Annotated in this window: 25 protein-coding genes and 1 pseudogene; 12 read left to right on the forward strand and 14 right to left on the reverse strand. The window is 65.3% G+C overall.

Annotated elements, in window-relative coordinates; translation table 11 throughout:
* Positions 1 to 34 precede the first annotated feature (34 nt).
* The gene (locus tag ID132_RS00685; protein WP_328743244.1) at positions 35 to 445 is read left to right on the forward strand and encodes a hypothetical protein; all 411 of its coding nucleotides are present in this window, start codon (positions 35 to 37) and stop codon (positions 443 to 445) included.
* A 139-nt stretch (positions 446 to 584) separates the two neighbouring features.
* Here ID132_RS00685 and ID132_RS00690 read toward each other — a convergent pair whose 3' ends face one another.
* The 6 genes from ID132_RS00690 to ID132_RS00715 form a co-directional block, all read right to left on the reverse strand.
* A complete protein-coding gene (locus ID132_RS00690; protein ID WP_193127608.1) occupies positions 585 to 890 on the reverse strand; it encodes a GNAT family N-acetyltransferase in 306 nt (101 codons plus the stop codon).
* Positions 891 to 1193: 303 nt separating this feature from the next.
* Positions 1194 to 1598 carry a type II toxin-antitoxin system VapC family toxin gene (locus ID132_RS00695; protein ID WP_193127609.1) on the reverse strand — a complete coding sequence of 135 codons (405 nt, stop codon included), beginning with the start codon at positions 1596 to 1598 and terminating at the stop codon, positions 1194 to 1196.
* Entirely contained in the window at positions 1595 to 1876 is a 282-nt protein-coding gene (locus ID132_RS00700; RefSeq protein WP_125106234.1) for a type II toxin-antitoxin system Phd/YefM family antitoxin, read from the reverse strand. Before ID132_RS00700 ends, ID132_RS00695 begins: the two co-directional genes overlap by 4 nt.
* 81 nt (positions 1877 to 1957) lie before the next feature.
* Positions 1958 to 2509, reverse strand: a complete 552-nt coding sequence (locus ID132_RS00705) for a GNAT family N-acetyltransferase (protein ID WP_328743245.1) — start codon at positions 2507 to 2509, stop codon at positions 1958 to 1960.
* Positions 2506 to 2931: a type II toxin-antitoxin system VapC family toxin gene (locus ID132_RS00710; RefSeq protein ID WP_193127611.1), complete on the reverse strand. Its 426-nt coding sequence runs from the start codon at positions 2929 to 2931 to the stop codon at positions 2506 to 2508. The genes ID132_RS00705 and ID132_RS00710 overlap by 4 nt, the downstream gene beginning before the upstream one ends.
* Complete coding sequence (locus ID132_RS00715; RefSeq protein WP_193127612.1) at positions 2928 to 3161, reverse strand: FitA-like ribbon-helix-helix domain-containing protein; 234 nt, start codon at positions 3159 to 3161, stop codon at positions 2928 to 2930. The genes ID132_RS00710 and ID132_RS00715 overlap by 4 nt, the downstream gene beginning before the upstream one ends.
* Before the next feature lie 263 nt (positions 3162 to 3424).
* Here ID132_RS00715 and ID132_RS00720 point away from each other — a divergent pair, with 263 nt between their 5' ends.
* The 3 genes from ID132_RS00720 (at position 3425) to ID132_RS00730 (ending at position 5192) form a co-directional block, all read left to right on the forward strand.
* On the forward strand, positions 3425 to 3802 hold the full coding sequence (locus tag ID132_RS00720) for a DUF4267 domain-containing protein (RefSeq protein WP_193127613.1): 378 nt from the start codon (positions 3425 to 3427) through the stop codon (positions 3800 to 3802).
* Positions 3799 to 4410, forward strand: a complete 612-nt coding sequence (locus ID132_RS00725; RefSeq protein ID WP_193127614.1) for a TetR/AcrR family transcriptional regulator — start codon at positions 3799 to 3801, stop codon at positions 4408 to 4410. The genes ID132_RS00720 and ID132_RS00725 overlap by 4 nt, the downstream gene beginning before the upstream one ends.
* Positions 4411 to 4562: 152 nt before the next feature.
* Entirely contained in the window at positions 4563 to 5192 is a 630-nt protein-coding gene (locus tag ID132_RS00730) for a helix-turn-helix domain-containing protein (RefSeq protein WP_193127615.1), read from the forward strand.
* Here ID132_RS00730 and ID132_RS00735 read toward each other — a convergent pair whose 3' ends face one another.
* The 4 genes and pseudogenes from ID132_RS00735 to ychF all read right to left on the reverse strand — a co-directional run bounded on the left by ID132_RS00735 (position 5193) and on the right by ychF (position 8525).
* Entirely contained in the window at positions 5193 to 5576 is a 384-nt protein-coding gene (locus ID132_RS00735; RefSeq protein ID WP_193127616.1) for a VOC family protein, read from the reverse strand.
* Positions 5577 to 5674: 98 nt separating this feature from the next.
* The gene (locus ID132_RS00740) at positions 5675 to 6598 is read right to left on the reverse strand and encodes an Abi family protein (RefSeq protein ID WP_328743254.1); all 924 of its coding nucleotides are present in this window, start codon (positions 6596 to 6598) and stop codon (positions 5675 to 5677) included.
* 368 nt (positions 6599 to 6966) lie between these two features.
* On the reverse strand, positions 6967 to 7317 hold the full coding sequence (locus ID132_RS00745) for a VOC family protein (protein ID WP_193127617.1): 351 nt from the start codon (positions 7315 to 7317) through the stop codon (positions 6967 to 6969).
* Between the two features lie 156 nt (positions 7318 to 7473).
* Positions 7474 to 8525 (reverse strand): annotated as a pseudogene (gene ychF / locus ID132_RS00750) (redox-regulated ATPase YchF).
* Positions 8526 to 8603: 78 nt separating this feature from the next.
* Here ychF and ID132_RS00755 point away from each other — a divergent pair.
* The 3 genes from ID132_RS00755 to ID132_RS00765 are packed head-to-tail and all read left to right on the forward strand — an operon-like array spanning position 8604 to position 11775.
* Positions 8604 to 9218 (forward strand): 3'-5' exonuclease, encoded by a 615-nt coding sequence (locus ID132_RS00755; protein ID WP_193127618.1) that lies wholly within the window; start codon positions 8604 to 8606, stop codon positions 9216 to 9218.
* A gap of 19 nt (positions 9219 to 9237) precedes the next feature.
* Positions 9238 to 10587 (forward strand): hypothetical protein, encoded by a 1350-nt coding sequence (locus ID132_RS00760; protein WP_193127619.1) that lies wholly within the window; start codon positions 9238 to 9240, stop codon positions 10585 to 10587.
* Positions 10588 to 10629: 42 nt separating this feature from the next.
* Positions 10630 to 11775, forward strand: a complete 1146-nt coding sequence (locus ID132_RS00765; protein WP_193127620.1) for a DNA recombination protein RmuC — start codon at positions 10630 to 10632, stop codon at positions 11773 to 11775.
* A gap of 34 nt (positions 11776 to 11809) precedes the next feature.
* Here ID132_RS00765 and glpX read toward each other — a convergent pair whose 3' ends face one another.
* Positions 11810 to 12754 (reverse strand): class II fructose-bisphosphatase, encoded by a 945-nt coding sequence (gene glpX / locus ID132_RS00770; RefSeq protein ID WP_193127655.1) that lies wholly within the window; start codon positions 12752 to 12754, stop codon positions 11810 to 11812.
* A gap of 203 nt (positions 12755 to 12957) precedes the next feature.
* On the opposite strand from glpX, the gene fbaA reads away from it, so the two are divergent.
* Together fbaA and ID132_RS00780 are read left to right on the forward strand one after the other, a co-directional pair.
* Complete coding sequence (fbaA, locus tag ID132_RS00775) at positions 12958 to 13986, forward strand: class II fructose-bisphosphate aldolase (protein WP_193127621.1); 1029 nt, start codon at positions 12958 to 12960, stop codon at positions 13984 to 13986.
* 8 nt (positions 13987 to 13994) lie between these two features.
* Positions 13995 to 14477: a DUF6264 family protein gene (locus ID132_RS00780; RefSeq protein WP_193127622.1), complete on the forward strand. Its 483-nt coding sequence runs from the start codon at positions 13995 to 13997 to the stop codon at positions 14475 to 14477.
* A gap of 83 nt (positions 14478 to 14560) precedes the next feature.
* Here ID132_RS00780 and ID132_RS00785 read toward each other — a convergent pair whose 3' ends face one another.
* Positions 14561 to 15604: a 4-hydroxy-3-methylbut-2-enyl diphosphate reductase gene (locus ID132_RS00785; RefSeq protein ID WP_125106257.1), complete on the reverse strand. Its 1044-nt coding sequence runs from the start codon at positions 15602 to 15604 to the stop codon at positions 14561 to 14563.
* Positions 15605 to 15686: 82 nt separating this feature from the next.
* Between ID132_RS00785 and xseA the strand changes: the two genes are divergently transcribed.
* From xseA to ID132_RS00800, 3 genes are read left to right on the forward strand one after another with little or no spacing between them, the layout of a single operon-like run.
* Positions 15687 to 16892 carry an exodeoxyribonuclease VII large subunit gene (gene xseA / locus ID132_RS00790; protein WP_328743312.1) on the forward strand — a complete coding sequence of 402 codons (1206 nt, stop codon included), beginning with the start codon at positions 15687 to 15689 and terminating at the stop codon, positions 16890 to 16892.
* A gap of 5 nt (positions 16893 to 16897) precedes the next feature.
* Positions 16898 to 17140 (forward strand): exodeoxyribonuclease VII small subunit, encoded by a 243-nt coding sequence (locus ID132_RS00795; RefSeq protein ID WP_125106259.1) that lies wholly within the window; start codon positions 16898 to 16900, stop codon positions 17138 to 17140.
* 3 nt (positions 17141 to 17143) lie between these two features.
* Positions 17144 to 17800, forward strand: coding sequence for a DUF4245 domain-containing protein (locus tag ID132_RS00800; RefSeq protein ID WP_193127625.1), 657 nt, complete (start codon positions 17144 to 17146; stop codon positions 17798 to 17800).
* A gap of 72 nt (positions 17801 to 17872) precedes the next feature.
* Here ID132_RS00800 and ID132_RS00805 read toward each other — a convergent pair whose 3' ends face one another.
* Both ID132_RS00805 and ID132_RS00810 read right to left on the reverse strand, forming a co-directional pair.
* Positions 17873 to 19297, reverse strand: a complete 1425-nt coding sequence (locus ID132_RS00805; protein WP_413229332.1) for a class II fumarate hydratase — start codon at positions 19295 to 19297, stop codon at positions 17873 to 17875.
* A gap of 18 nt (positions 19298 to 19315) precedes the next feature.
* A complete protein-coding gene (locus ID132_RS00810; protein WP_193127626.1) occupies positions 19316 to 19840 on the reverse strand; it encodes a prepilin peptidase in 525 nt (174 codons plus the stop codon).
* Between the last annotated feature and the right edge of the window lie 7 nt (positions 19841 to 19847).

Genomic DNA, 19847 nt, shown 5'->3' on the forward strand with positions numbered 1-19847 from the left:
GTGAACGTCCATGTGCGCGATCAATCTCTGGGCGGTGAACGCCGCGGCCTTCACCAGCGAGTTCCAGCAATTCACCACGGAACGGCTCGGCGTCGCGCCCGTCGCCGAAGAGATGAGCATCGGCTCGAGCCGTGTGCGCGGCTCTTCGCGCGTCTTCACCCTGACAACACGCATGTGCGACTGCGACTCGCTGATCGGCCGGCGGGCCGATCCTGCGCGCGAGGACGAGATCAGCGCGGAACGCTGGCTCGGCTGGCTTCGCGAACTGCCCGATCATGTCCCACACGTCTCCCGCATCGCCGTCCTCCGCGCGTGGAGCCCCGACGACGATGTCGTCACCCCGCAGCGCTCACGCGGCATCCGGATCGGCGAACTCGATGAGACGACTCTGCGCGACATCCGCGACGACATGCTGCTGACGCTCGACTACCCGCGGGCCTGGTAGAAGGCGAACACCCCCGGCCGTCATCGACGACCGGGGCGATGCACGCAGAAGCGGCAGGTCACACGTTAAAGCGGAACTCCACCGCATCGCCACAGATAGGAACGACCCCGGACCTGTGGGAAACGCCGGGCAGTGCACCCTAGCGTTGTTCCCAGTCTGATCGGGACAACGCGAAGCGTGAGTACGTGGAAGTCACCCCGAGAAACATGTCGTCATCACCTGCGCCGGTGCGCGTCATGCCGATCCGCTCCAGCACCCGGAGCGAACCGACGTTGGCGTCGACCGCCTCCGCCCATACGGACGAGAGCTTGAGCACATCGAACCCATACTCGAGCCCCGCCGAGGCCGCCATTGTCCCCAAGCCTCGNCCGATGACGAAGCCGAGTTCGCGCGTACTCCGCTCGTCCCCATGGAGGTCCACATATCCCACGACGTCATCTCCCATTACAGCGGACAGCCGGACGAGCTGGGGATCTGGTGCCGCGATGGATGCTACCCACCAGACAGTCAATTCCTCGACCGTCGCACGGCCGCTCCACCCGCATGAGCAAGAAACACCGGATCAGATCCCCAATCGGCGAACGTGTCGGCATCAGACACGTCCATCGGCCGCAGGCGCAGTTTCATGAATGACAGTCCGTGCGATGCATCATGTATCGGCTCTCCTCGGATCGGAATGCCGCATCTGCCTGCGGATAGTTTGCCGCGACAAATGAACGCGCACGGTCCACGAATTCGTTCACTCGGATCACCCGACCGCGCCAGGGGAGATGACATCGAGCCCAGCCGTCTCGGCCGCTTCCCCAAGCCGACGGTCATAGGTCAAGACAGCATCAGCGTCAAGACGAATGGCAGCCTCCAGATGCAAGGCATCAAGAGTACGCAGATACTGCATCGGCAGGAAGCCAGCGGATCGATACGTTGCGCGGTCGAGGGCCGCCAGCGACACACCCTCCAAGAGTGCGCTCACATTCGACTGGTCCCGGCCTTCCCGGACCGCCATGCGACGCAGTTCGGTCTCAAGAAGATCACTCGAGACAAGGCACGCATCCTCGCGATCAAGCCAGTTCACTAACTCTTGAGTCTCGGGCTGAGCAACAAGCAGTGCGCCGAGCGCGGACGTATCGACATACACCAGCGGAGCGGTACTCACACCCGGTCTCCCCGCAGTTCGTCGAGGATTCGGTTCATCGGCCGGTCGCGGTCAGTCGGCTGAGGCTTCAGGTCGGACCAACCACCGACTCGCTTGGCCGGTCGCGAGATGGGTAGCGCGGACGGCGGGGCATCGAGCGGAACGATGCGCCCGACGGGGATACCGCGATTGGTCAGCACGAACGAATGCCCCTCGCTCACCTCACGCAGCACGCGTCCAGATTCGTTGCGCAACTCGCGCTGCGAGAGGCTCTCACTGTGTGCTTCAGCCGTACCCATGCACCAAGCGTAGCACCCGTGCTACACGTTGAACCTGAATTCAACCGCGTTCCGGCACGGAGAATCATCTGCAGTCAGCGACTACCAAGCCCGCCCGCGCAGGTCGACGTCTCCGTCAGGCCATGTCTCGAGCGGGGCGATTGGCAGGATGAGGATCGGCGGGCTGAGCTCGTCCACGACAGATTCGCCATCACGCCCGATCGACTTCTCGCGAGCAAGGATCCTCTTCCAACCACATGACTCGTAGAACGGGACGACTTGCTCTCGACAGCCCAAGTAGCGGAACGCGAGGCGACCGCGATCGCGCATCGATTGCGCTGCCCAGCTCATGAGTTCGCGCCCGAGACGCATCCCTCTTGCGTCAGCGGAGATCAAGACACCGCCGACTCCCGCGATCGCGAGGGTCTCCGTACCGACAGCGATCTCGCGGTGCGCCCATCCCACGTGGCCAATGACGCGGTCTTCGATCCGCGCCATGATGTGGACATCATGTGACGCGTAGCCGTATGGCTCTTGTGGATCCCACTCTCCGAACTCCTTGAGGTACTCGTTGTCGAAGAGCAGCCGAAGTTCACCCAGATCGGCCTCAGTGAGTTCCTGGTGGGCGAGGACCTCGATCGAATGACGCTTCACGCGTCCACCTTCCATGGGTCCACCAGTTCGACGCCGGTGTGCTGGAAGTCCTTCACATTGCGCGTAGCGCAGGTGGCCCCGTGCGCCAGGCAGATCGCGGCGATCTGGGCGTCGGCTGTCCTGACCGGCGCGCCTGCTGCCTCACGCGACGCGAGCACCTCCGCGTATCGCTCCGCCGCGTCAGTATCGAAGGCGAGCACCGACCGGCTCCCCCGATACGGCGCTACCGCTTCATCGATCCTCTGCGCCAGCTCGTCTTTGCGTTGGCCGTTCGGGAGCCTGCGCACACCGGCAAGCAACTCCGCGAGAGTGATGGAAGTGATCGCGACGTCGCCCGTCAAGGACACAAGCCACTCGACGACACGAGGCTCCGGAGAGGGCCGAAAGATCTCCGAGATGACGTTCGTGTCGAGGACGATCATTCGAAGTCCGCCGCCCTTGCAACATCATCGCGCGTCGGAATCGGCAACTCGTCAACCCCTTCGACATCCCGTGCCGCAGACAGAAGAGCCATGCCGATGTGCGGCCGTCGAGCGGCCTTCGTGAGGATGTCGCGGACCTCGGCCTCCATGGACCGCCCGTGCTCCTTCGCCTGCGATGCGAGCTGCTGCTTCACGTGGTCATCGAGACCGCGCACGATGATGGATGACATCCGGGCCACCTCCTTCTGCTATCAACCATGATAGCGCAGATGGCTGGATGCGGACAGCCCAGAACAAGCCAACGAAGCCCCGCTGATCACGAAGATCGACGGGGCCCGCGGAGCAGGATCGGCTCACATCACACGTTGAACCGGAACTCCACCGAGTTCCGGAACAGAGCAACCTCAGGATCGCCGGCCGGACCGCACTTACGATGTCCGCACGGACCTGTTCCTGTCATTGACAGAAAACCTATCATAGATAGAATCGTGCCATGATCATCACGGGCCTCACCATCACCGCTCTATCCGGTCTGGCCATTGCCGCCATCGGCCTGATGTACCTTCTCGCACCCAGGGCCGCAGCCACCTCCTTCGGACTCACGGATATCCCCGAGTCCAGCAGCACGCCCTGGCTGCGAATTAAAGGAGTGCGCGATGCAACCTGCGGAGTCGTCGCCGGGGTGCTCCTGCTGACCGCCCCCCTCGAGACAATCGGATGGGCTGTGCTCGCGTTCGCACTCATCCCGCTCGGAGACGCAGCAACGGTACTGGCCTCAGGAGGAAGTCGGCTGGCAGCGTGGTGCATCCACGCGCCGACCGCTCTGCTCATGATTGTCGGGGCCGCCCTCCTGATTGTGGGGTCCCGATGAATAGCCGCAGCACCGATACGACACCGCGCGAACGCCGGAAACTCGCCCGTCGCCAGCAGATAGTCGAGTTGGCTCGCCAGATAGCCGAAGCAGAAGGCTGGGAGGCGGTCACGACTCGTCGTCTCGCGGACGGCATCGACTTCAGCCAACCGGTGCTCTACCAACATTTTTCCAGCCGCGAAGATGTGATCCGGACCGTCACCCTCCAAGGGTTCGCCGACCTCGAGCAACGCGTCCGCGCTCTCGACGCCGGAATCGGCGATCGCCGCGGCCTCGAAGCGGTATGCCACACCTATCTCGGCTTCGTGCGCGAGCATCCGCGCTTGTACGACGCCATGTTCACGAACCCCACGCCACTACCCTTTGCGGACACCCATACTCCACCTGAACTCACCGGCGCGTTCAACGCGCTCACGGAGCATGTGGCTCGCCAAGCGCCTCACATCGACGACGCGGTAGCCGCAGCCGAACTGCTGTGGGCCTGCTGTCACGGCCTGGCCACACTCCAGGCATCTGCGCGCATTCCCGCAGATCGCATCGATGAACACATCGGCCACATCGACCGGATGATCACCCGCCGGGGCACGCAGGGCGAAGACCCAGCGTGAACCCAGGCCGGCTGGGCCTGCCCCTCCCAGCCAGCACGTCTGGGTCAGAATCGACTAGACGTTAAACCTGAACTCGACCGAGTTCCGGTGAAAAGAACCATTACGACGATCGCGAACGGACCTCGCCTGTCCTCGCGTGGGACAATCGGACGGTGCTGCCGCCCTTTTCATCGTTACCGCTGATAGAGCAGTGGGCCGCAGACGGCCCGGCGACATCAGGGATCATCCTGCCGGATGGGTGCATGGATCTCGTTACCGACGGGGAGACCATCGTCGTGGCAGGTGCCGACACCCGTGCACGACACTTCGCCGGCGCTGACAATGGATGTCCGATGTGGGGCGTTCGGTTCCATCCCGGATTGCTACCCGGGCTGTTGGACATCCCAGCCAATTTGGTGACCGATCAAGTTGTGCCGCTGGAAGACCTGACGCGTACGCGGGTCAGCCCAAAGGACCTCCACGACATCAAACACCTGATGACAGTGTTTCCCGCAGGCGCGGTGGAGCCAACCTCGATCAAGATTGCCGATCAACTATGGCGAGGAATCTCGATCGAGCAGGTGGCACAATCGGCAAGCTGGTCACCGCGCCAGCTTCGTCGGCTGTCCATGCGCTGGTTCGGATATGGCCCCAAGCACCTGCAGCGAGTACTACGAGTGCGGAGAGCTGAACAGCTTCTCGGCAACGGGCTGAGGAAATCCGATGTCGCAGCTTGGTGCGGCTATGCGGACAGTTCACATTTGTGGAGGGACCGACGAGACCTCAACACCCCGGCCAGGTGATCAGAGCGCGCAGAACAGATCAACCGGGTTGCCGTCGGGATCGGCAACGGTCGCGTATCGCTGCCCCCAGAAGGCGTCCCATGGCACCTGGACCGATACGTGCCCTGCTTTGACGAGTGACTCGAAGGTTCTGTCGACCGCCTCGGGAGACTCGCACTCAAATGCCAGTGCCATCGCGTGCCCGCCCGTCGGCCTCACCCACTCCGGATGCAGTTTGCACATCAAGGATTCGGTGTCGAGCATGACGCGAACACCGTCGCCAGCGAAGTCGGAGTGATCGTCATCCGGCCCTCCCCCTGACAACGTCAGACCGAGGTCAGAGTAGAAGCCGATGGACGCGGCCATGTTCGAGACAACGATTGAAACAACACTGAGAGAAGCCATACCCCCGAGGGTAGAAGTACACAACTCCAGTAAGCATGAACAAAACGGCCATGTTCTCTCAAGCTCCCCCAGCCGCAACGATCTGGCCGAAGCGAGCTCTACGCGCCAACTCCCGGCGGTTTGTCACCGCGCCACAGCCGACCCGTTTCCTGCCATCGCGGAGGTGCCCCCATGTGTGAGATCGGGATGACGCGAACGTCCGGATAGGTCTTGACCACGGCAGGGAGCAAGCCAGTCGAGCCCACTTCGAGACGGTCGAGCAGGTACTGGATCAGCGTGAGCTGGCCAAAGGTGCGGTTCCAGTCGGCGTCGGCGGAGTCGAGATCATCGTGCACTCCAGGCACGGGCAGCTTCGGGGTGATGGCGTGAACCCTGTTGAACAAGCGCCCATGATGCGCGCAGGTGTTCCGTACAACATTGAGGACTTTCAACCAGCTGCCCAGCTGCGGTGCACGCAGCAGACAAGCATCAGCGACCGCCTCCTGCACGCGACGCGGAGCGAAGTCGAACAGGCGGCTGAGGCTGCCCCAATCCAACAGCTCGACGGCCGCCCACACAGGAACCTGCCCGCCGTACTTCTTCTTGTGGTGGGCAACGAAGTCCTCGCGCGAGCGGCGAAACGATTCGTTGTAGCGTCGCAACCACTTTGCATGGGCATCACCGCGCCGGGCGACTGGGCCCAAGAGAGTCGGATCCAGATGGGCACTCGGATCGACGCGCCCCAGTTCGTGGCCGAGGAGAGTGCGGATTGCGAGTTCGATCGGCATGAGCGCTTCGAACGTTGCGCCGCGCAGCTTGGCATCGAACTCATAGAGCGCAACGACGTCGTCGAATCTGGTGTCAGGGTAGAAGTCGTCAGCCCGGCCATCCTCGCGCTGAACACGGAAGGGATACCAGTAGCCGCTGAGCCGGTAGTAGTTCACCCGCGCCAGTGTCTTGGCAGCAACGGCGCGGTCTTCGATGAGCATGCCGCGCCTGAGCAGGAGATCAACCTGCTCGTCGTACGTCTTGTACGACTTCACCTGCTCCGCCACACGCCACCGCCCCGGAAAAAAAAATGAGGACCGGCCCTGGACCTACCGAAGTAGGCGGAACCGGTCTTAGTACTCCAGAGTGTACGCGAGATGGCATTCAACTTCAACGCCTGAGGCCGGTGATCGACACAACAGCCCCCACCCACCCGCGCGACGAGACACGGACTCAGATGCCAGAGCCGAACCGAACTCCTTCTACCAACTGGACCGAAAGATGCTTCTGACCAGGCATCTTACAAACTGAATCTAAATTCAACCGAGTTTCGGTGCATGCAGCCGTCACGGTAGCGTCGCTAGCCTTGAGACTCTAGGGAAATCTCACGCCGCCTGATGGAGCCTGCACATCTCTACAGGACTCATCCCTCGGGGTTACCAACACAGAAGTAGTTGCCTTCTGGGTCGGTCATGGTCGTCCACGTTAGCCCGGGGACGTTGCGCGTCTCGTGTTCGGTCGCGCCAAGGTCACGGAGCCGACGAACCAAGGCTTCGCGGTCTTCTCCGCCACCGTCGAAGTGAATTCGATTCTTTCCAGGAGTTACATCCGAGACACGCTGAAAGCCGAGTGCCGGAACAGAACCCACCATGACGAAGTCACCATAGTCAGCAGCCACAGGGCACCCCGTGGCTTGAGACCAGAACGCCGCAAGCCGCGCTGGATCCTCACAGTCAACAGTGATCATGCGAATGGCGAAATTGGTCGAGCTCATCTCAGGCTCCTCCTCAAGCAGTCAAGGATTCAGTTCAAGTACGGCCACCGCGATGAGCGATGAGCAGGACAGATGCTCTGCCCCAGAATACCCGCAGCACACCTCCATGGACCCACCAGCTGCCGGACCCCAACTGTGCTTCTCACCCCCAGACGTTTAGTTCGAGAATCGAAACTCGACCACGTCGCCGTCCNGATGCGTACCTTGCCGGCCGCCTTGGCGTCCTGCATTGAGCCCGCCGCGAGGAGATCCTCGAACGAGACGACCTCGGCCTTTATGAAGCCGCGCTCGAAGTCGGTGTGGATCACGCCAGCAGCCTGGGGTGCCTTGTCGCCCTTGCGGATGGTCCAGGCGCGCGCTTCCTTCGGGCCGGCCGTGAGGTAGGTCTGGAGGCCGAGCGTGTCGAAGCCGACGCGCGCGAGCTGGTCGAGACCCGACTCATCCTGGCCGAGTGCCTCGAGCAGTTCGGCAGCTTCGTCGGCGGGCAGGTCGATCAGCTCCGACTCGGTCTTCGCGTCGAGGAATACCGCCTGAGCGGGCGCAACCAGCGCGGCGAGCTCGTCGAGCTTGCCCTGATCGGCGAGGATCGCCTCGTCGACGTTGAAGACGTAGATGAACGGCTTCGCGCTAAGCAGGCCGAGCTCACGAACGGGCTCGAGGTCGAGATCGCTGCTCGAGAGCAGCTTGCCCTCGTTGAGCANAGCGAGTGCTTCCTTCGCGGCGTTGAGCACGGACGCGTCGAGCTTCTTCCCCTTGACTTCCTTCTCGAAGCGCGGAATCGCCTTCTCGAGGGTCTGCAGGTCGGCGAGGATCAGCTCGGTGTTGATCGTCTCCATGTCGCTCGCGGGCGACACCGCGCCGTCGACGTGCACGACGTCGGGGTCGGAGAATCCACGCACGACCTGCGCGATCGCATCCGCCTCACGAATGTTCGCGAGGAACTGGTTACCGAGCCCCTCACCCTCACTCGCGCCCTTCACGATGCCGGCGATGTCAACGAACGACACCGTTGCCGGCAGCAGCCGCTGCGAGGCGAAGATTTCGGCGAGCTGGCCGAGCCGCGCATCCGGCAGTTCAACGACGCCGACGTTCGGTTCGATCGTCGCGAACGGGTAGTTCGCGGCAAGCACCGTGTTCTTGGTCAGCGCGTTGAAGAGGGTGGACTTGCCGACGTTGGGCAGTCCGACGATTCCGATAGTAAGAGCCACGGCGCCCTAGTCTACCGGCCGGGCTGATCGCCCGCGGCGGCCCGACAATGTCAGGGGGTCGTGCCACCATTGAGCCACATGTCAGTCAGTTTCACCGCCGTCGACTTCGAAACGGCCAACCGCTCCCCCGCCTCCGCCTGCGCGGTCGGTGTCGTGCGGGTGCGTGACGGCGAGTTCATCGAACGCGAGACCTGGCTCATCCACCCGCCCGACGGCCACGACCGGTTTGAGCCCTTCAATATTCAATTGCACGGCGTGAGCCCTGAGCGCGTCGCCCGCGCACCCCGGTGGCGCGAAAGCTTGCAGCGGCTCATCGAGTTCATCGGCGATGACGTCGTCGTCGCGCACAACGCGGGCTTCGACATTGGGGTGATCGTCGCAGCCTCGCGCGCGAGCCATCTCCCGGTGCCCGGTATGCGCTATTTCTGCTCGCTCCGACTCGCCCGCACGAGCTACCAACTTCCCTCGTACAAACTGCCTCGCGCGGCGGCCGCCGCCGGTTATACCCTGGAGAACCACCACGACCCCCTCGCGGATGCCGAGGCGTGCGCGGCGATCGTCGTCGACGTCGCACGCACTGGCGATTTCACCGACATGGACGAGCTTGCGAGCTCGTCCCGAGTGCAGATCCGCCACCTGCAACCCGAGGATGCGCCAGCGCACGACCAACTCGTGGCCGACGCAACATTTTGACCACCGCAAGGAGCATCCCTTGACCGCACCCCGCTGGCAGCACCTGCTTGAGCGCCCCGAGAACATCGACGCCACGGGCATCGCCATCGCAATCATCGCCGATGGGGGCGACGCGGCCTACCGCAAGTCGCTGGCTCGGTGGAACTCGCTGCGCGACCGCAATGACAAGGATGCGCAGGCCGGCATCGCGCTGATTCTCGCGGACGCCTTCGACGACCACCGCGCGATCGACGAGATCGCGGAAACGTGGCCCGAAGTGTTCCCCGAGCAGTTCGCGTGGCGCACCGTCATCGCCGAGCCTGGCGCTCGCACGCGGCGCGCGTTCGGGGCAAAGTCGCTCGCCGCGCTGCGGGAATGGGGCGAGCACGGCACCGACGCCGATCTACCGGCCGAAGCGGCGCAGGCCGCGCGGATGCTGCACCCCGACGACGCCGAAGAGGTCTACCTGCCGCTGCGTCGGCTGCTGCTCGAGCGCGCTCACGAGGCGATCGTGCGCCACAATAGCGCGGCGAGCGCGGCAGCACAGGTCACCGAAGACGAGTCGTCGGAGCACGAAGAGGCTACCGAGCAGCCAGCCGAACCGACGGCCACAGATGACCTGACGCAACTCGAGGCCGCGATGGCCGCGTCCGATCTCGTCGACACCGCCGAGCGCGCTGCCGACAATCTCCTCGTCGCCGCGGCCCGGGCCACACCAGATTCCTACGATGTGCAGCGCGTCGTGCTCTCGTACTGGGGCGAGGCCGAACCACTCGACGCCGTGCCGACCGCGAACCCGCGACCGGGCGACCCGCCGGCGTCGTGGACCGCGACCTGCGAGGTGCTCGCGGGCACGCGCTCGCCGAGCGTCGCCGAGCAGTTCAACCAACTCGCCGAGGGCTACGACGAACTGCACGGCCGCGAACTCGAGCAGTACATCGACGCCCTCGAACGCACCAACGCGCCGTTTGCCGACACGAAGCTGCTCGAACTCGCGAAGTCCGACAGCGGCGCCGCCAGCCTCGCAGTGCGGGCCCTTGCCGACCGGCGCCGCCGTCTCGCGAAGGCCCAACCGCCAATGACCGAGCGGTTTGACGTGCTCGTCGAGGCACTGCACGAGCACGGCATCCTCACCGAGCTCCCTGGTGTTCAAGCCCGCGCCGCCCTTGCCAAGCAGCGCACCGCCGACGAAGAACCGCTGCAGGCGGCGCTAGCGATTGCGGACGCCTACGGCCGACCGACCGGCAACGAACTCGCGCTCGAATGGGCCTCGTTTGCGAGTTGGCTCGAGACGGCAACGCTTCCGGGCCCAGCACCCGTACCCGCCGCGACGCCGTCGCCGCGTCAGCGACCGGGCGGCATTCGCGGCCTGTTCCGTCGCAACTCCTAGTCGTTGGCGGGCCATGTCGCAGGCTCATGGCACGCTGCAGGCATGGACATCGCAGGCCTCATCATTGATCTTCTCATCGGCGTCGCGCTCGGCGCGGTAATCGGCGTGCTCGTCACACGCGGGCGCGCCCTGACGGCCGAGGCCCGCGTCGACGAGCTTCGGCAGGCACAGACGCAGGCCGAGCTTCGCGGCTCGGGCGATGCGCGCATCCTGCAAGAGCTCGCGCCGATGCGCAGCGAACTCTCTCGCCTGCGCCTCACGGTGCGCGAGCTCGAACAAGAACGCCTCGAGCTGCACGGCCGGCTCAGCGAGCAGCTGCGCGTGCAGGCAAGCTCCGATGCCGAGCTGCGGGCGGCCACCGAGCAGCTCACTGCGGCGCTTCGCTCCGGCACCGCCCGTGGCAACTGGGGCGAGGCTCAGCTGCGCAATCTCTTCGAGAGCGCCGGGATGCTCCCCCACGTCGACTTCGACACCCAGGTCTCGGTGAACGGCGACGACGGTGTGCTGCGTCCCGATGCCGTCGTACATTTGCCCGGCGAGCACGCGCTCGTCGTCGACGCGAAGGCGCCGATGTCACGCTTCCTCGAAGGGATGCGTGTGCCCCAGCCCGGCACCGAGGCCGACGCCAAGCTGCGGTCGCGACTTCTCCGCGAGCATGCGCAGGCAGTGCGGGGCCACGTCGACACCCTGCGAGCCCGCAACTACCAGGCCGTCGTACCGGGCTCGCCGAACTTCGTCGTCGCGTACCTCCCGAGCGAGGCGGCACTCTCGGCGGCGGTCACCGCCGACCCGGCCTTGCTCGACGACGCCTTTGCCAAGGGCGTCGCGCTCGCGTCCCCGACCACGCTCTGGGCGATCCTGCGCTCGATCGCCGCCGCGTGGCAGCAAGAACGCGTGAGCGAGTCGGTCGAGCAGGTGTTGGCGCTCTCAAGCGACCTCTATCGCCGCATCGGCACCGCGTCGGGCCACCTCGCGAAGCTCGGCCGCCAACTACGGGGTTCGGTCGAGGCCTATGACCAGTTCGTCGGGTCCTACGAGAGCCGAGTACTGCCAACCGCGCGTCGGCTCGCCGAGTTCGATGCCGCGGCGAAACCCATCGAGACGCCGAAGTCGGTCGAGAAAACACCGCGGGCCGTCATTGCCCCCGAGCTCGTGCCCGACGCAAAAGTCGAGCCCGAGCACCGGTAATCGGCGCCCGGGCTCGACCAGGGTTCGGTGTGGTCTACGCCTCGTCAGCGAGCCACTTCGATGCGCGGTGCACCGCGGTCACGCGACGGAACGTGCCCGACCGGGCGCGCAGCACGACCGAGTCGGTGGTGATGCGGTCACGCTCGCGGTTGACACCCTTCACGAGGCCACCGTCGGTCACGCCGGTACAAACGAAGAAGGTGTTGTCGGTGCGTACGAGGTCGTCGGCCGACAGCACGCGACCGAGCTCGTGACCAGCGTTGACCGCCTTGCTGCGCTCCTCGTCGTTGCGCGGGTAAAGGCGGCCCTGCATGACGCCGTCGAGCGCCTTGATCGCGCAGGCCGTGATGATGCCCTCGGGGGTGCCGCCGATGCCGACGCACATGTCGACGGTGCCGTCTTCGAGGGCGGCATTAATGCCGCCCGCGACGTCACCGTCAAGCAGCAGCGAGGTGCCGGCGCCGGCGGCGCGGATGTCCGAGATGAGCTCTTCGTGGCGGGGACGGTCGAGCACGGCGATTGTCATGTCATCGACGTGCTTGCCCAGGGCCTTCGCGAGGCCGGTGATGTTCTCACCGATCGGGCGCTCGAGGTCGATGATGCCCTTCCCTGCCGGGCCCGTGACGATCTTCTCCATATAGAAGACCTCTTTGGGGTTGTACATCGAGCCGCGGTCGGCCACCGCGATCACGCTGATCGCGTTGCGGCGACCGGCCGCGGTCAGGCTCGTGCCATCGATCGGGTCGACCGCGATGTCGCACAGCGGGCCGGTGCCGTTGCCGACAATCTCGCCGTTGAAGAGCATGGGCGCTTCGTCCTTCTCGCCCTCACCAATGACGACCTCGCCCTGGAACTCCACCGTGGCGAGGAACTTGCGCATCGCGTCGACCGCGGCGCCGTCGGCGCCGTTCTTATTGCCGCGACCGATCCACGGCACGGCACGAATGGCAGCGGCCTCGGTGGCGCGAACCAGCTCCATTGCGAGGTTGCGGTCGGGGTGCTCGATGAGCTCCGCTTCAATGACTTCGGACACGCTGAACCCTTTCGGTCGTGGAAAATCTGACTTCAGACTACCGGCGCGACACAACGCACAGATGACCGTTCACATGCAAGGTGTGTCCAACACACATCGATACACTGCGAGAGTCGATGCTCGTGTCGATCGACAGTGAAGGAGTCGCAATGCCCATCGCCACACCAGACCAGTATGCAGAAATGCTCAACCGCGCCAAGGACGGCGGATTCGCCTACCCGGCGATCAACGTCTCAAGCTCGCAGACCATCAACTCGGTGCTGCAGGGCCTGACTGAGGCCGGCTCTGACGGCATCCTGCAGGTCACGACCGGCGGCGCCGACTATTTCGCCGGTCAGACGCGCACTGCCCGTGCCTCCGGCGCGCTCGCCATGGCGGCGTTCGCCAAGGAGGTCGCGAAGAACTACCCGATCACGGTGGCGCTGCACACCGACCACTGCCCGAAGAACGCACTCGACACGTTCGTGCTGCCGCTCATCGAGGCCTCGGAGGAGGCCGTAAAGCGCGGCGAAGAGCCGATCTTCCAGTCGCACATGTGGGACGGCTCGGCCGTGCCGCTCGCCGAGAACCTCGAGATCGCGAAGGAACTGCTGCCCCGCATCAAGAACAACGGGCAGATCCTCGAGGTCGAGATCGGCGTTGTCGGCGGTGAAGAAGATGGCGTTGCCGCAGAGATCAACGACAAGCTCTACACCACGATCGACGACGTCGTCGCCACCGTTGAGGCGCTTGGCCTCGGCGAGCGGGGTCGCTACATGGCCGCGCTCACCTTCGGCAACGTGCACGGCGTGTACAAGCCCGGCAACGTGAAGCTTCGCCCGGAGCTCCTCGCCGAGTTGCAGGCCGGCATTGCCGAGAAGTACGGCACCGCCGAGAAGCCGCTCGACCTCGTGTTCCACGGCGGTTCGGGTTCGTCGGCCGAGGAAATCGCGACCGCCGTGCGCAACGGTGTCATCAAGATGAACATTGACACCGACACGCAGTACGCGTTCTCGCGTTCGGTGGCCGACACCGTGCTGAAGAACTACGACGGCTTCCTCAAGATCGACGGCGAAGTTGGCAACAAGAAGGTCTACGACCCCCGCTCGTGGGGCAAGAAGGCCGAGACCGCCATGTCGGAGCGCATCGTCGAGGCCACGCAACAGCTCGGTTCGCACGGCAAGTCGCAGTCCATCTAGCGCCACCCGTGACCCAACCCCCATCCACCGGGCCCCGAGGCAAGCAGCCAGGGCCCGGTGGCCAGTTTTCACCCGAAGAACTGCGCCGCCTCCGGCTGCGCGGTGACCGAATCATGGGCGTCGGCCTATTTGTGCTCGGCATCTTCGGCACCATCATCCACATGTCGAGCGTCACCGAGCAATCGCTCGTGACCCAGGTCGCACTGCTGTACCACCAGCTCGACCTCGGCGCCTATGTACGACCGGCCGACCTCGACCTCGTCGCCACGGCGGGCGTGATCGCGCACGTCGTGAACTACGCCGTATGGCTCTACGTCGCCGTGCGCCGCTGGAACTCGGGCAAGCGGGCGATGTGGTGCGCCGCCGTCGGCGCCGTCATCGCGGTCGCTATCACGCTCGCGGTCGTCACGGCCGCGATGTTTGCGCATCCCGAGGTCATCGACTGGTTCGCGAACGGCGCGCCCGCGCCGAGCCCGACGCCAACACAATAACGAGGGCCAAGCGGGCGACTCACGCCGCGCTCGACCCTCGTTGAGGGGCTGGCGGATGCGCGCNCTTGCTTACGACGCGCTCTTTACGACTTTGACGAGACGCCGCCGCCGTGGCCGCCGAGTCCGCGGTCGTCGTGCTCGAGGTCCTTGCGCAGTTCCTTCGGTAGCGAGAACATGAGGTCCTCCACCGCGGTCTGCACCTCGTCAACGTCGCCGTAGCCGGCGGTCGCGAGGGCATCGATCGTCTCTTGCACGAGCACCTCAGGCACGGATGCGCCGGAGGTCACGCCGACCGTCTCGACACCATCGAGCCACTCCTGCTGGATCTCATCGGCGTAGTCAATGCGGTACGACGCCTTCGCGCCGTGCTGCAGCGCCACCTCGACGAGGCGCACCGAGTTCGACGAGTTCGCCGAACCGACCACGATTACGAGGTCGGACTCGGCCGCGACCTTCTTGATCGCAACCTGGCGGTTCTGCGTTGCGTAGCAAATGTCGTCCGAAGGTGGGTTCTGGAGGTTGGGGAAGCGCGCGCGCAGACGGTTCACCGTCTCCATCGTCTCGTCGACCGAGAGCGTCGTTTGCGAGAGCCACACCACGTTGTCGGGGTCGGGCACGACGACCGTGTCGGCCTCCTCGGGCGAGTTCACGATGGTGACGTTGTCGCCGCCGTGGCCCGCGGTGCCCTCGACCTCTTCGTGGCCGACGTGACCGATGAGCAGAATCTGGCGGTCTTGCTTGGCGAAGCGCGTGGCCTCGCGGTGCACCTTCGTCACGAGCGGGCAGGTTGCGTCGATGGTCTGCAGCTCGCGATCGGCCGCAGCCTCCTTGACCATCGGTGACACGCCGTGCGCCGAGAACACGAGATGCGACCCCTCGGGCACCTCGTCGACCTCGTCGACAAAGATCGCGCCGCGCTGCTCGAGCTCCGATACCACGTGCTTGTTGTGGACGATCTGCTTTCGCACATAGACCGGGGAGCCGTAGCGCTCGAGCGCTTTATCCACAGCTACCACGGCCCGGTCAACGCCGGCGCAGTATCCTCGAGGGGCGGCAAGCAGCACCCGCTTGTGACCGTCCACCGGACGATCCTCAAGGGTGACAGCAGGCCGCGGAACGCGGGGCATGGAAAGATTTACAGCTCGGCCACTCATATCGTCACCATTCTAGGTTGACTCGCTCAGGTAAGGCAGGTGATTTCGCTTGGCGGTGAACCAGTCCTCCCCCGAGCAGCCGTTCCAGGTGTCGTATATCTCGCAGGCGATCCACGATTGGGTCTCTCGGCTCGGCTCGGCCTGGGTCGAAGGCGAGCTCACGAGCTATGACATCCGCGGCGGCCACGCCTACGCCAAGATTCGAGACCTCGAACAAGACGCCTCACTCTCAATCGTCATGTGGCGGTCGGTGCGCGAGCGTCTTACCGAAGAGTTCCGCAAGGGCGACCGCGTCATCATCAATGCGAAGCCCGACGTGTGGGTCAAGGGCGGCTCGCTCTCGCTGCAGGTCTACGACATGCGCCACGTCGGCCTCGGCACGCTGCTCGAGCAGCTCGAGCGACTGCGCCGCAAGCTCGCCGACGAGGGTCTGTTTGATGCCAGCCGCAAACGGCGGCTCCCCTTCCTGCCGAACAAGATCGGCCTCGTCACCGGCCGCGACTCCGACGCCGAGAAGGATGTGCGCCGCAACTCCGAGCTCCGCTGGCCAGCCGTGCAGTTCCGCACCGAGTATGCGCGCGTGCAGGGCGACAACGCAGCCGCCGAGGTGCTCGCCGCGATGCAGCGACTTGACGCCGACCCCGAGGTCGACGTCATCATCATCGCCCGCGGCGGTGGCGACTTCCTGCACCTGCTGCCATTCAGTGACGAGACGCTCGTGCGCGCCGCAGCGGCCATCACGACGCCGCTTGTCAGCGCGATCGGCCACGAGGCCGACCGGCCAATCCTCGACGAGGTGGCCGATCTGCGCGCATCCACCCCGACCGATGCCGCGAAACGGGTCGTGCCAGACGTGGCCGAGCAACTCGACCTCGTGACCCAGCTGCGGGCGCGCATCCGCCGCCACGTCACCGAGCTGGTGCGCGTCGAGGGCCGACGCTTCGAAGACCTGCGCTCGCGCCCCGCCCTCGCGAACCCGAGTTGGATCATCGACCAGCGTGGCGACGAGGTTGGGCGCCTCGCCACGCGCGGCAGCGAACTCATGGACTGGCACCTGCGCCGCGCCTCCGACGAGGTGAGTGGCCTGGGGCACCGCCTCGCGGCGCTGTCGCCGCTCGGCACCCTGCAGCGCGGCTACGCGATCGTCGAACGCGTCGACGGGGCCGCACCCGGGCTCGTCACGAGCACATCCGGTGTCGAAGCCGGCGCGAAACTCAACATCCGTGTCACCGACGGCAGAATCGAGGCAACCGTAGAATGAGCACCATGGCCGAACCCCAGGCATCCGAGCCCACCCCCGTGGACGAACTCAGCTTCGAGCAGGCCCGCGACGAGCTTGCCCTCGTCGTGCAATCGCTCGAACAGGGCTCGCAGCCTCTCGAGGAGTCCCTACGACTGTGGGAGCGCGGGGAGGCGCTCGCCGCACGCTGCGAACAGTGGCTCAAGGGCGCTCGCGAGCGCCTCGAGCGGGCCCGCGACCAGCACAACCCCGAATCCTCCCAGGAGTAACACTTGGCCGAGCGCCCCCAAGATCCCCCGGTTGTCGCCGAACTCGGTCGACCGGAAACCCCCGAAGAGACTGCCGCCCGCAAGGCAGAATCGTCGCGCAAGTACCGTCAGCGCAAGACGATTCAGAACCTCATTGCGGCGCTCGGTGTCAGCGTGGTGCTCATGTTCGTCATGGTGCTGATCGTGCCGCGAAATGACGCGGAAGAGCTCCCCGACATCGACTTCACGGCGGCCGCCGAAGAGGCGCAGCCGCAGTTCGAGGTTCCCCTCGTGGTGCCGGAGTTGGGCGACAACTGGCAGTCAAACGGCACCGAGATTCGCACCGGCAACGACGACGTCACCGAGTGGTACATCGGCCTGCTCGACATCGTCGATGGCCAAGCAGACGAGTTCGTCGGCATTCGCCAGGGCGTCAACGCAAACGACACCTGGACCTACGACAAGGTTGGTAACCGCACGCCGACTGGCACGGTCGAGGTTGGCGGAGTGACGTGGGACGAGTACGACTACATGGACCTCTCGCGCGAGGATGCCGGCAACAACCGCTACGTGCTCGTCGCGACCCGTGACGACGCGACCTACATCGTTTTCGGTTCTGGCTCGGTCGAGTCGGTGCAGCAGGTCGCCGAGTCGATCGCCGACCAGATTCCGGCCAACTAGGGCGACCAAGCTCACGCGGCAACGAAGAAGGGCCCGGGCAATGCGCCCGGGCCCTTGCTCATCGCTGACTCGCTAGAGGTTCGGCGAGGTCATCTTGAGCACGTCAAGCTTGGCGTCGAGGTCGGCCTCGGTGATCTCGCCGCGCTCGACGAAGCCGAGGTCGATGACGGCTTGGCGCACGGTGACCTTGTTCGCCACGGCGTACTTCGCAACCTTGGCGGCGGCCTCGTAACCGATGACGCGGTTCAGCGGCGTCACGATCGAGGGCGACGATTCGGCGAGGTCACGGGCGTGCTCGACGTTGGCCGTGAGGCCGACGACGGTCTTGTCGGCGAGCACCCGCACCGAGTTCGAGAGCAGGCGAATCGACTCGAGCAGCGCCGTGCCCATCACCGGAATCTGCACATTGAGCTCGAATGCGCCCGAGGCGCCGGCGAAGGCGATGGTCGCGTCGTTACCGATGATGCGCGAGGCGACCATGAGCACGGCCTCGGGCACAACCGGGTTGACCTTGCCGGGCATGATCGACGAACCGGGTTGGAGGTCGGGAATCGCGATCTCACCGAGACCGGTGTTCGGGCCCGAGCCCATCCAACGCAGGTCGTTGTTGATCTTCACGAGCGACACGGCGAGCGTGCGCAGCGCGCCCGAGGCCTCGACGAGGCCGTCGCGCGCGCCCTGGGCCTCAAAGTGGTCGGCCGCTTCGTGCAGCGGGAGGTTCGTGTTCGACGCGAGCTCGGCGATGACCTGCTCCGAGAAGCCGGCCGGCGTGTTGATGCCGGTGCCGGTCGCGGTGCCGCCAAGCGGAACCTCGGCGACGCGCGAGATGGTCGCGTTGACGCGGTCGATACCGAGGCGAATCTGGCGGGCGTAGCCGCCGAACTCCTGGCCGAGGGTGACCGGGGTGGCGTCCATGAGGTGGGTGCGGCCCGCCTTCACGACGTCCTTCCACTCGGTGGCCTTTGCCTCGAGTGCCTCGGCGAGGTGCGTCAGCGCGGGCACGAGCTCCTCGAGCAGCGAACCGGTGACGGCGACGTGGGCCGAGGTCGGGAAGACGTCGTTCGACGACTGCGACGCGTTGACGTGGTCGTTCGGGTGCACCTGCTCGCCAAGCGAGGCGGTGGCGAGGTTCGCGAGCACCTCGTTCATGTTCATGTTCGACGAGGTGCCCGAACCGGTCTGGTAGACGTCGATCGGGAACTGGTCGAGGTGGGCGCCGCCAATAATCGTTTCGGCAGCCTGCACGATTGCCTGGGCGCGAGCCGAGTCAACGATGCCGAGGCGCTCGTTGACGATCGCCGCGGCGCGCTTGATCTGCGCGAGCGCGATCACCTGGCGGTCCTCGAGTCGGCTGCCCGAAATCGGGAAGTTCTCAACGGCACGCTGGGTCTGCGCGGCGTAAAGGGCTTCTTTCGGCACGCGCACCTCCCCCATCGTGTCGTGCTCGATCCGGTACTCGGTCTCGGGGGTGTTCACCACGTGTGTGCCTTTCTCCACGGCGAAAATTCGACCTTTCTAGCCTAGTTGACCGGCGTGTACGCCGCCGGAGAGTTCGCCAATGGCGGCGACCCAGAAGCCGACGAGCAGCCACGGGCCGAACGCGAGTTGAGCATCCCGCTGGCGCGTGCGCACCAGCGTGGCCGTCGCGGCAAGCCCACCGGCGACGAACGCAACGACCAAGCCAACCAACGGGGTTTGTCCACCGAGCAACCCGAGCCCGACTGCGAGCGGCACCGCAAGCTTGACGTCGCCCATGCCCATGCCAGCGACGAGCGCGAAGGCGCCGAACAGCACGAGCGCGAGCACGCCCGCGAGCACCGCCGCGACCGGGAACTGCGCCGTGATACCCCACTGCAGCAGCACGCCGACGCTCGCGGCGACCCACCCCGGCAGGGTCCACGCGTTCGGCAGCCGGTGCTCACGCAGGTCGACGCGCACGAGTGGCACCGTCGCAACCGCCGCGTAGCCGATAACCAGGATACTCCCCCACACGCGCCCGAGCGTAGCGAGCAACGACGACGCGGCGGCCGACTTATCCACAGGCCGA

Source organism: Gulosibacter sediminis (assembly GCF_014904065.1).
GTDB classification, from domain to species: domain Bacteria; phylum Actinomycetota; class Actinomycetes; order Actinomycetales; family Microbacteriaceae; genus Gulosibacter; species Gulosibacter sediminis.

What these genes read in the sequence shown, in the direction of transcription:
- ID132_RS00700 (WP_125106234.1), bottom strand. Translation starts at nt 1,876, where the DNA reads ATGGGTACGGCTGAAGCACACAGTGAGAGCCTCTCGCAGCGCGAGTTG.
- ID132_RS00710 (WP_193127611.1), bottom strand. Translation starts at nt 2,931, where the DNA reads ATGATCGTCCTCGACACGAACGTCATCTCGGAGATCTTTCGGCCCTCT.
- ID132_RS00715 (WP_193127612.1), bottom strand. Translation starts at nt 3,161, where the DNA reads ATGTCATCCATCATCGTGCGCGGTCTCGATGACCACGTGAAGCAGCAG.
- ID132_RS00720 (WP_193127613.1), top strand. Translation starts at nt 3,425, where the DNA reads ATGATCATCACGGGCCTCACCATCACCGCTCTATCCGGTCTGGCCATT.
- ID132_RS00725 (WP_193127614.1), top strand. Translation starts at nt 3,799, where the DNA reads ATGAATAGCCGCAGCACCGATACGACACCGCGCGAACGCCGGAAACTC.
- ID132_RS00735 (WP_193127616.1), bottom strand. Translation starts at nt 5,576, where the DNA reads ATGGCTTCTCTCAGTGTTGTTTCAATCGTTGTCTCGAACATGGCCGCG.
- ID132_RS00745 (WP_193127617.1), bottom strand. Translation starts at nt 7,317, where the DNA reads ATGAGCTCGACCAATTTCGCCATTCGCATGATCACTGTTGACTGTGAG.
- ID132_RS00755 (WP_193127618.1), top strand. Translation starts at nt 8,604, where the DNA reads ATGTCAGTCAGTTTCACCGCCGTCGACTTCGAAACGGCCAACCGCTCC.
- ID132_RS00765 (WP_193127620.1), top strand. Translation starts at nt 10,630, where the DNA reads ATGGACATCGCAGGCCTCATCATTGATCTTCTCATCGGCGTCGCGCTC.
- glpX (WP_193127655.1), bottom strand. Translation starts at nt 12,754, where the DNA reads ATGGAGCTGGTTCGCGCCACCGAGGCCGCTGCCATTCGTGCCGTGCCG.
- fbaA (WP_193127621.1), top strand. Translation starts at nt 12,958, where the DNA reads ATGCCCATCGCCACACCAGACCAGTATGCAGAAATGCTCAACCGCGCC.
- ID132_RS00785 (WP_125106257.1), bottom strand. Translation starts at nt 15,604, where the DNA reads ATGCCCCGCGTTCCGCGGCCTGCTGTCACCCTTGAGGATCGTCCGGTG.
- ID132_RS00795 (WP_125106259.1), top strand. Translation starts at nt 16,898, where the DNA reads ATGGCCGAACCCCAGGCATCCGAGCCCACCCCCGTGGACGAACTCAGC.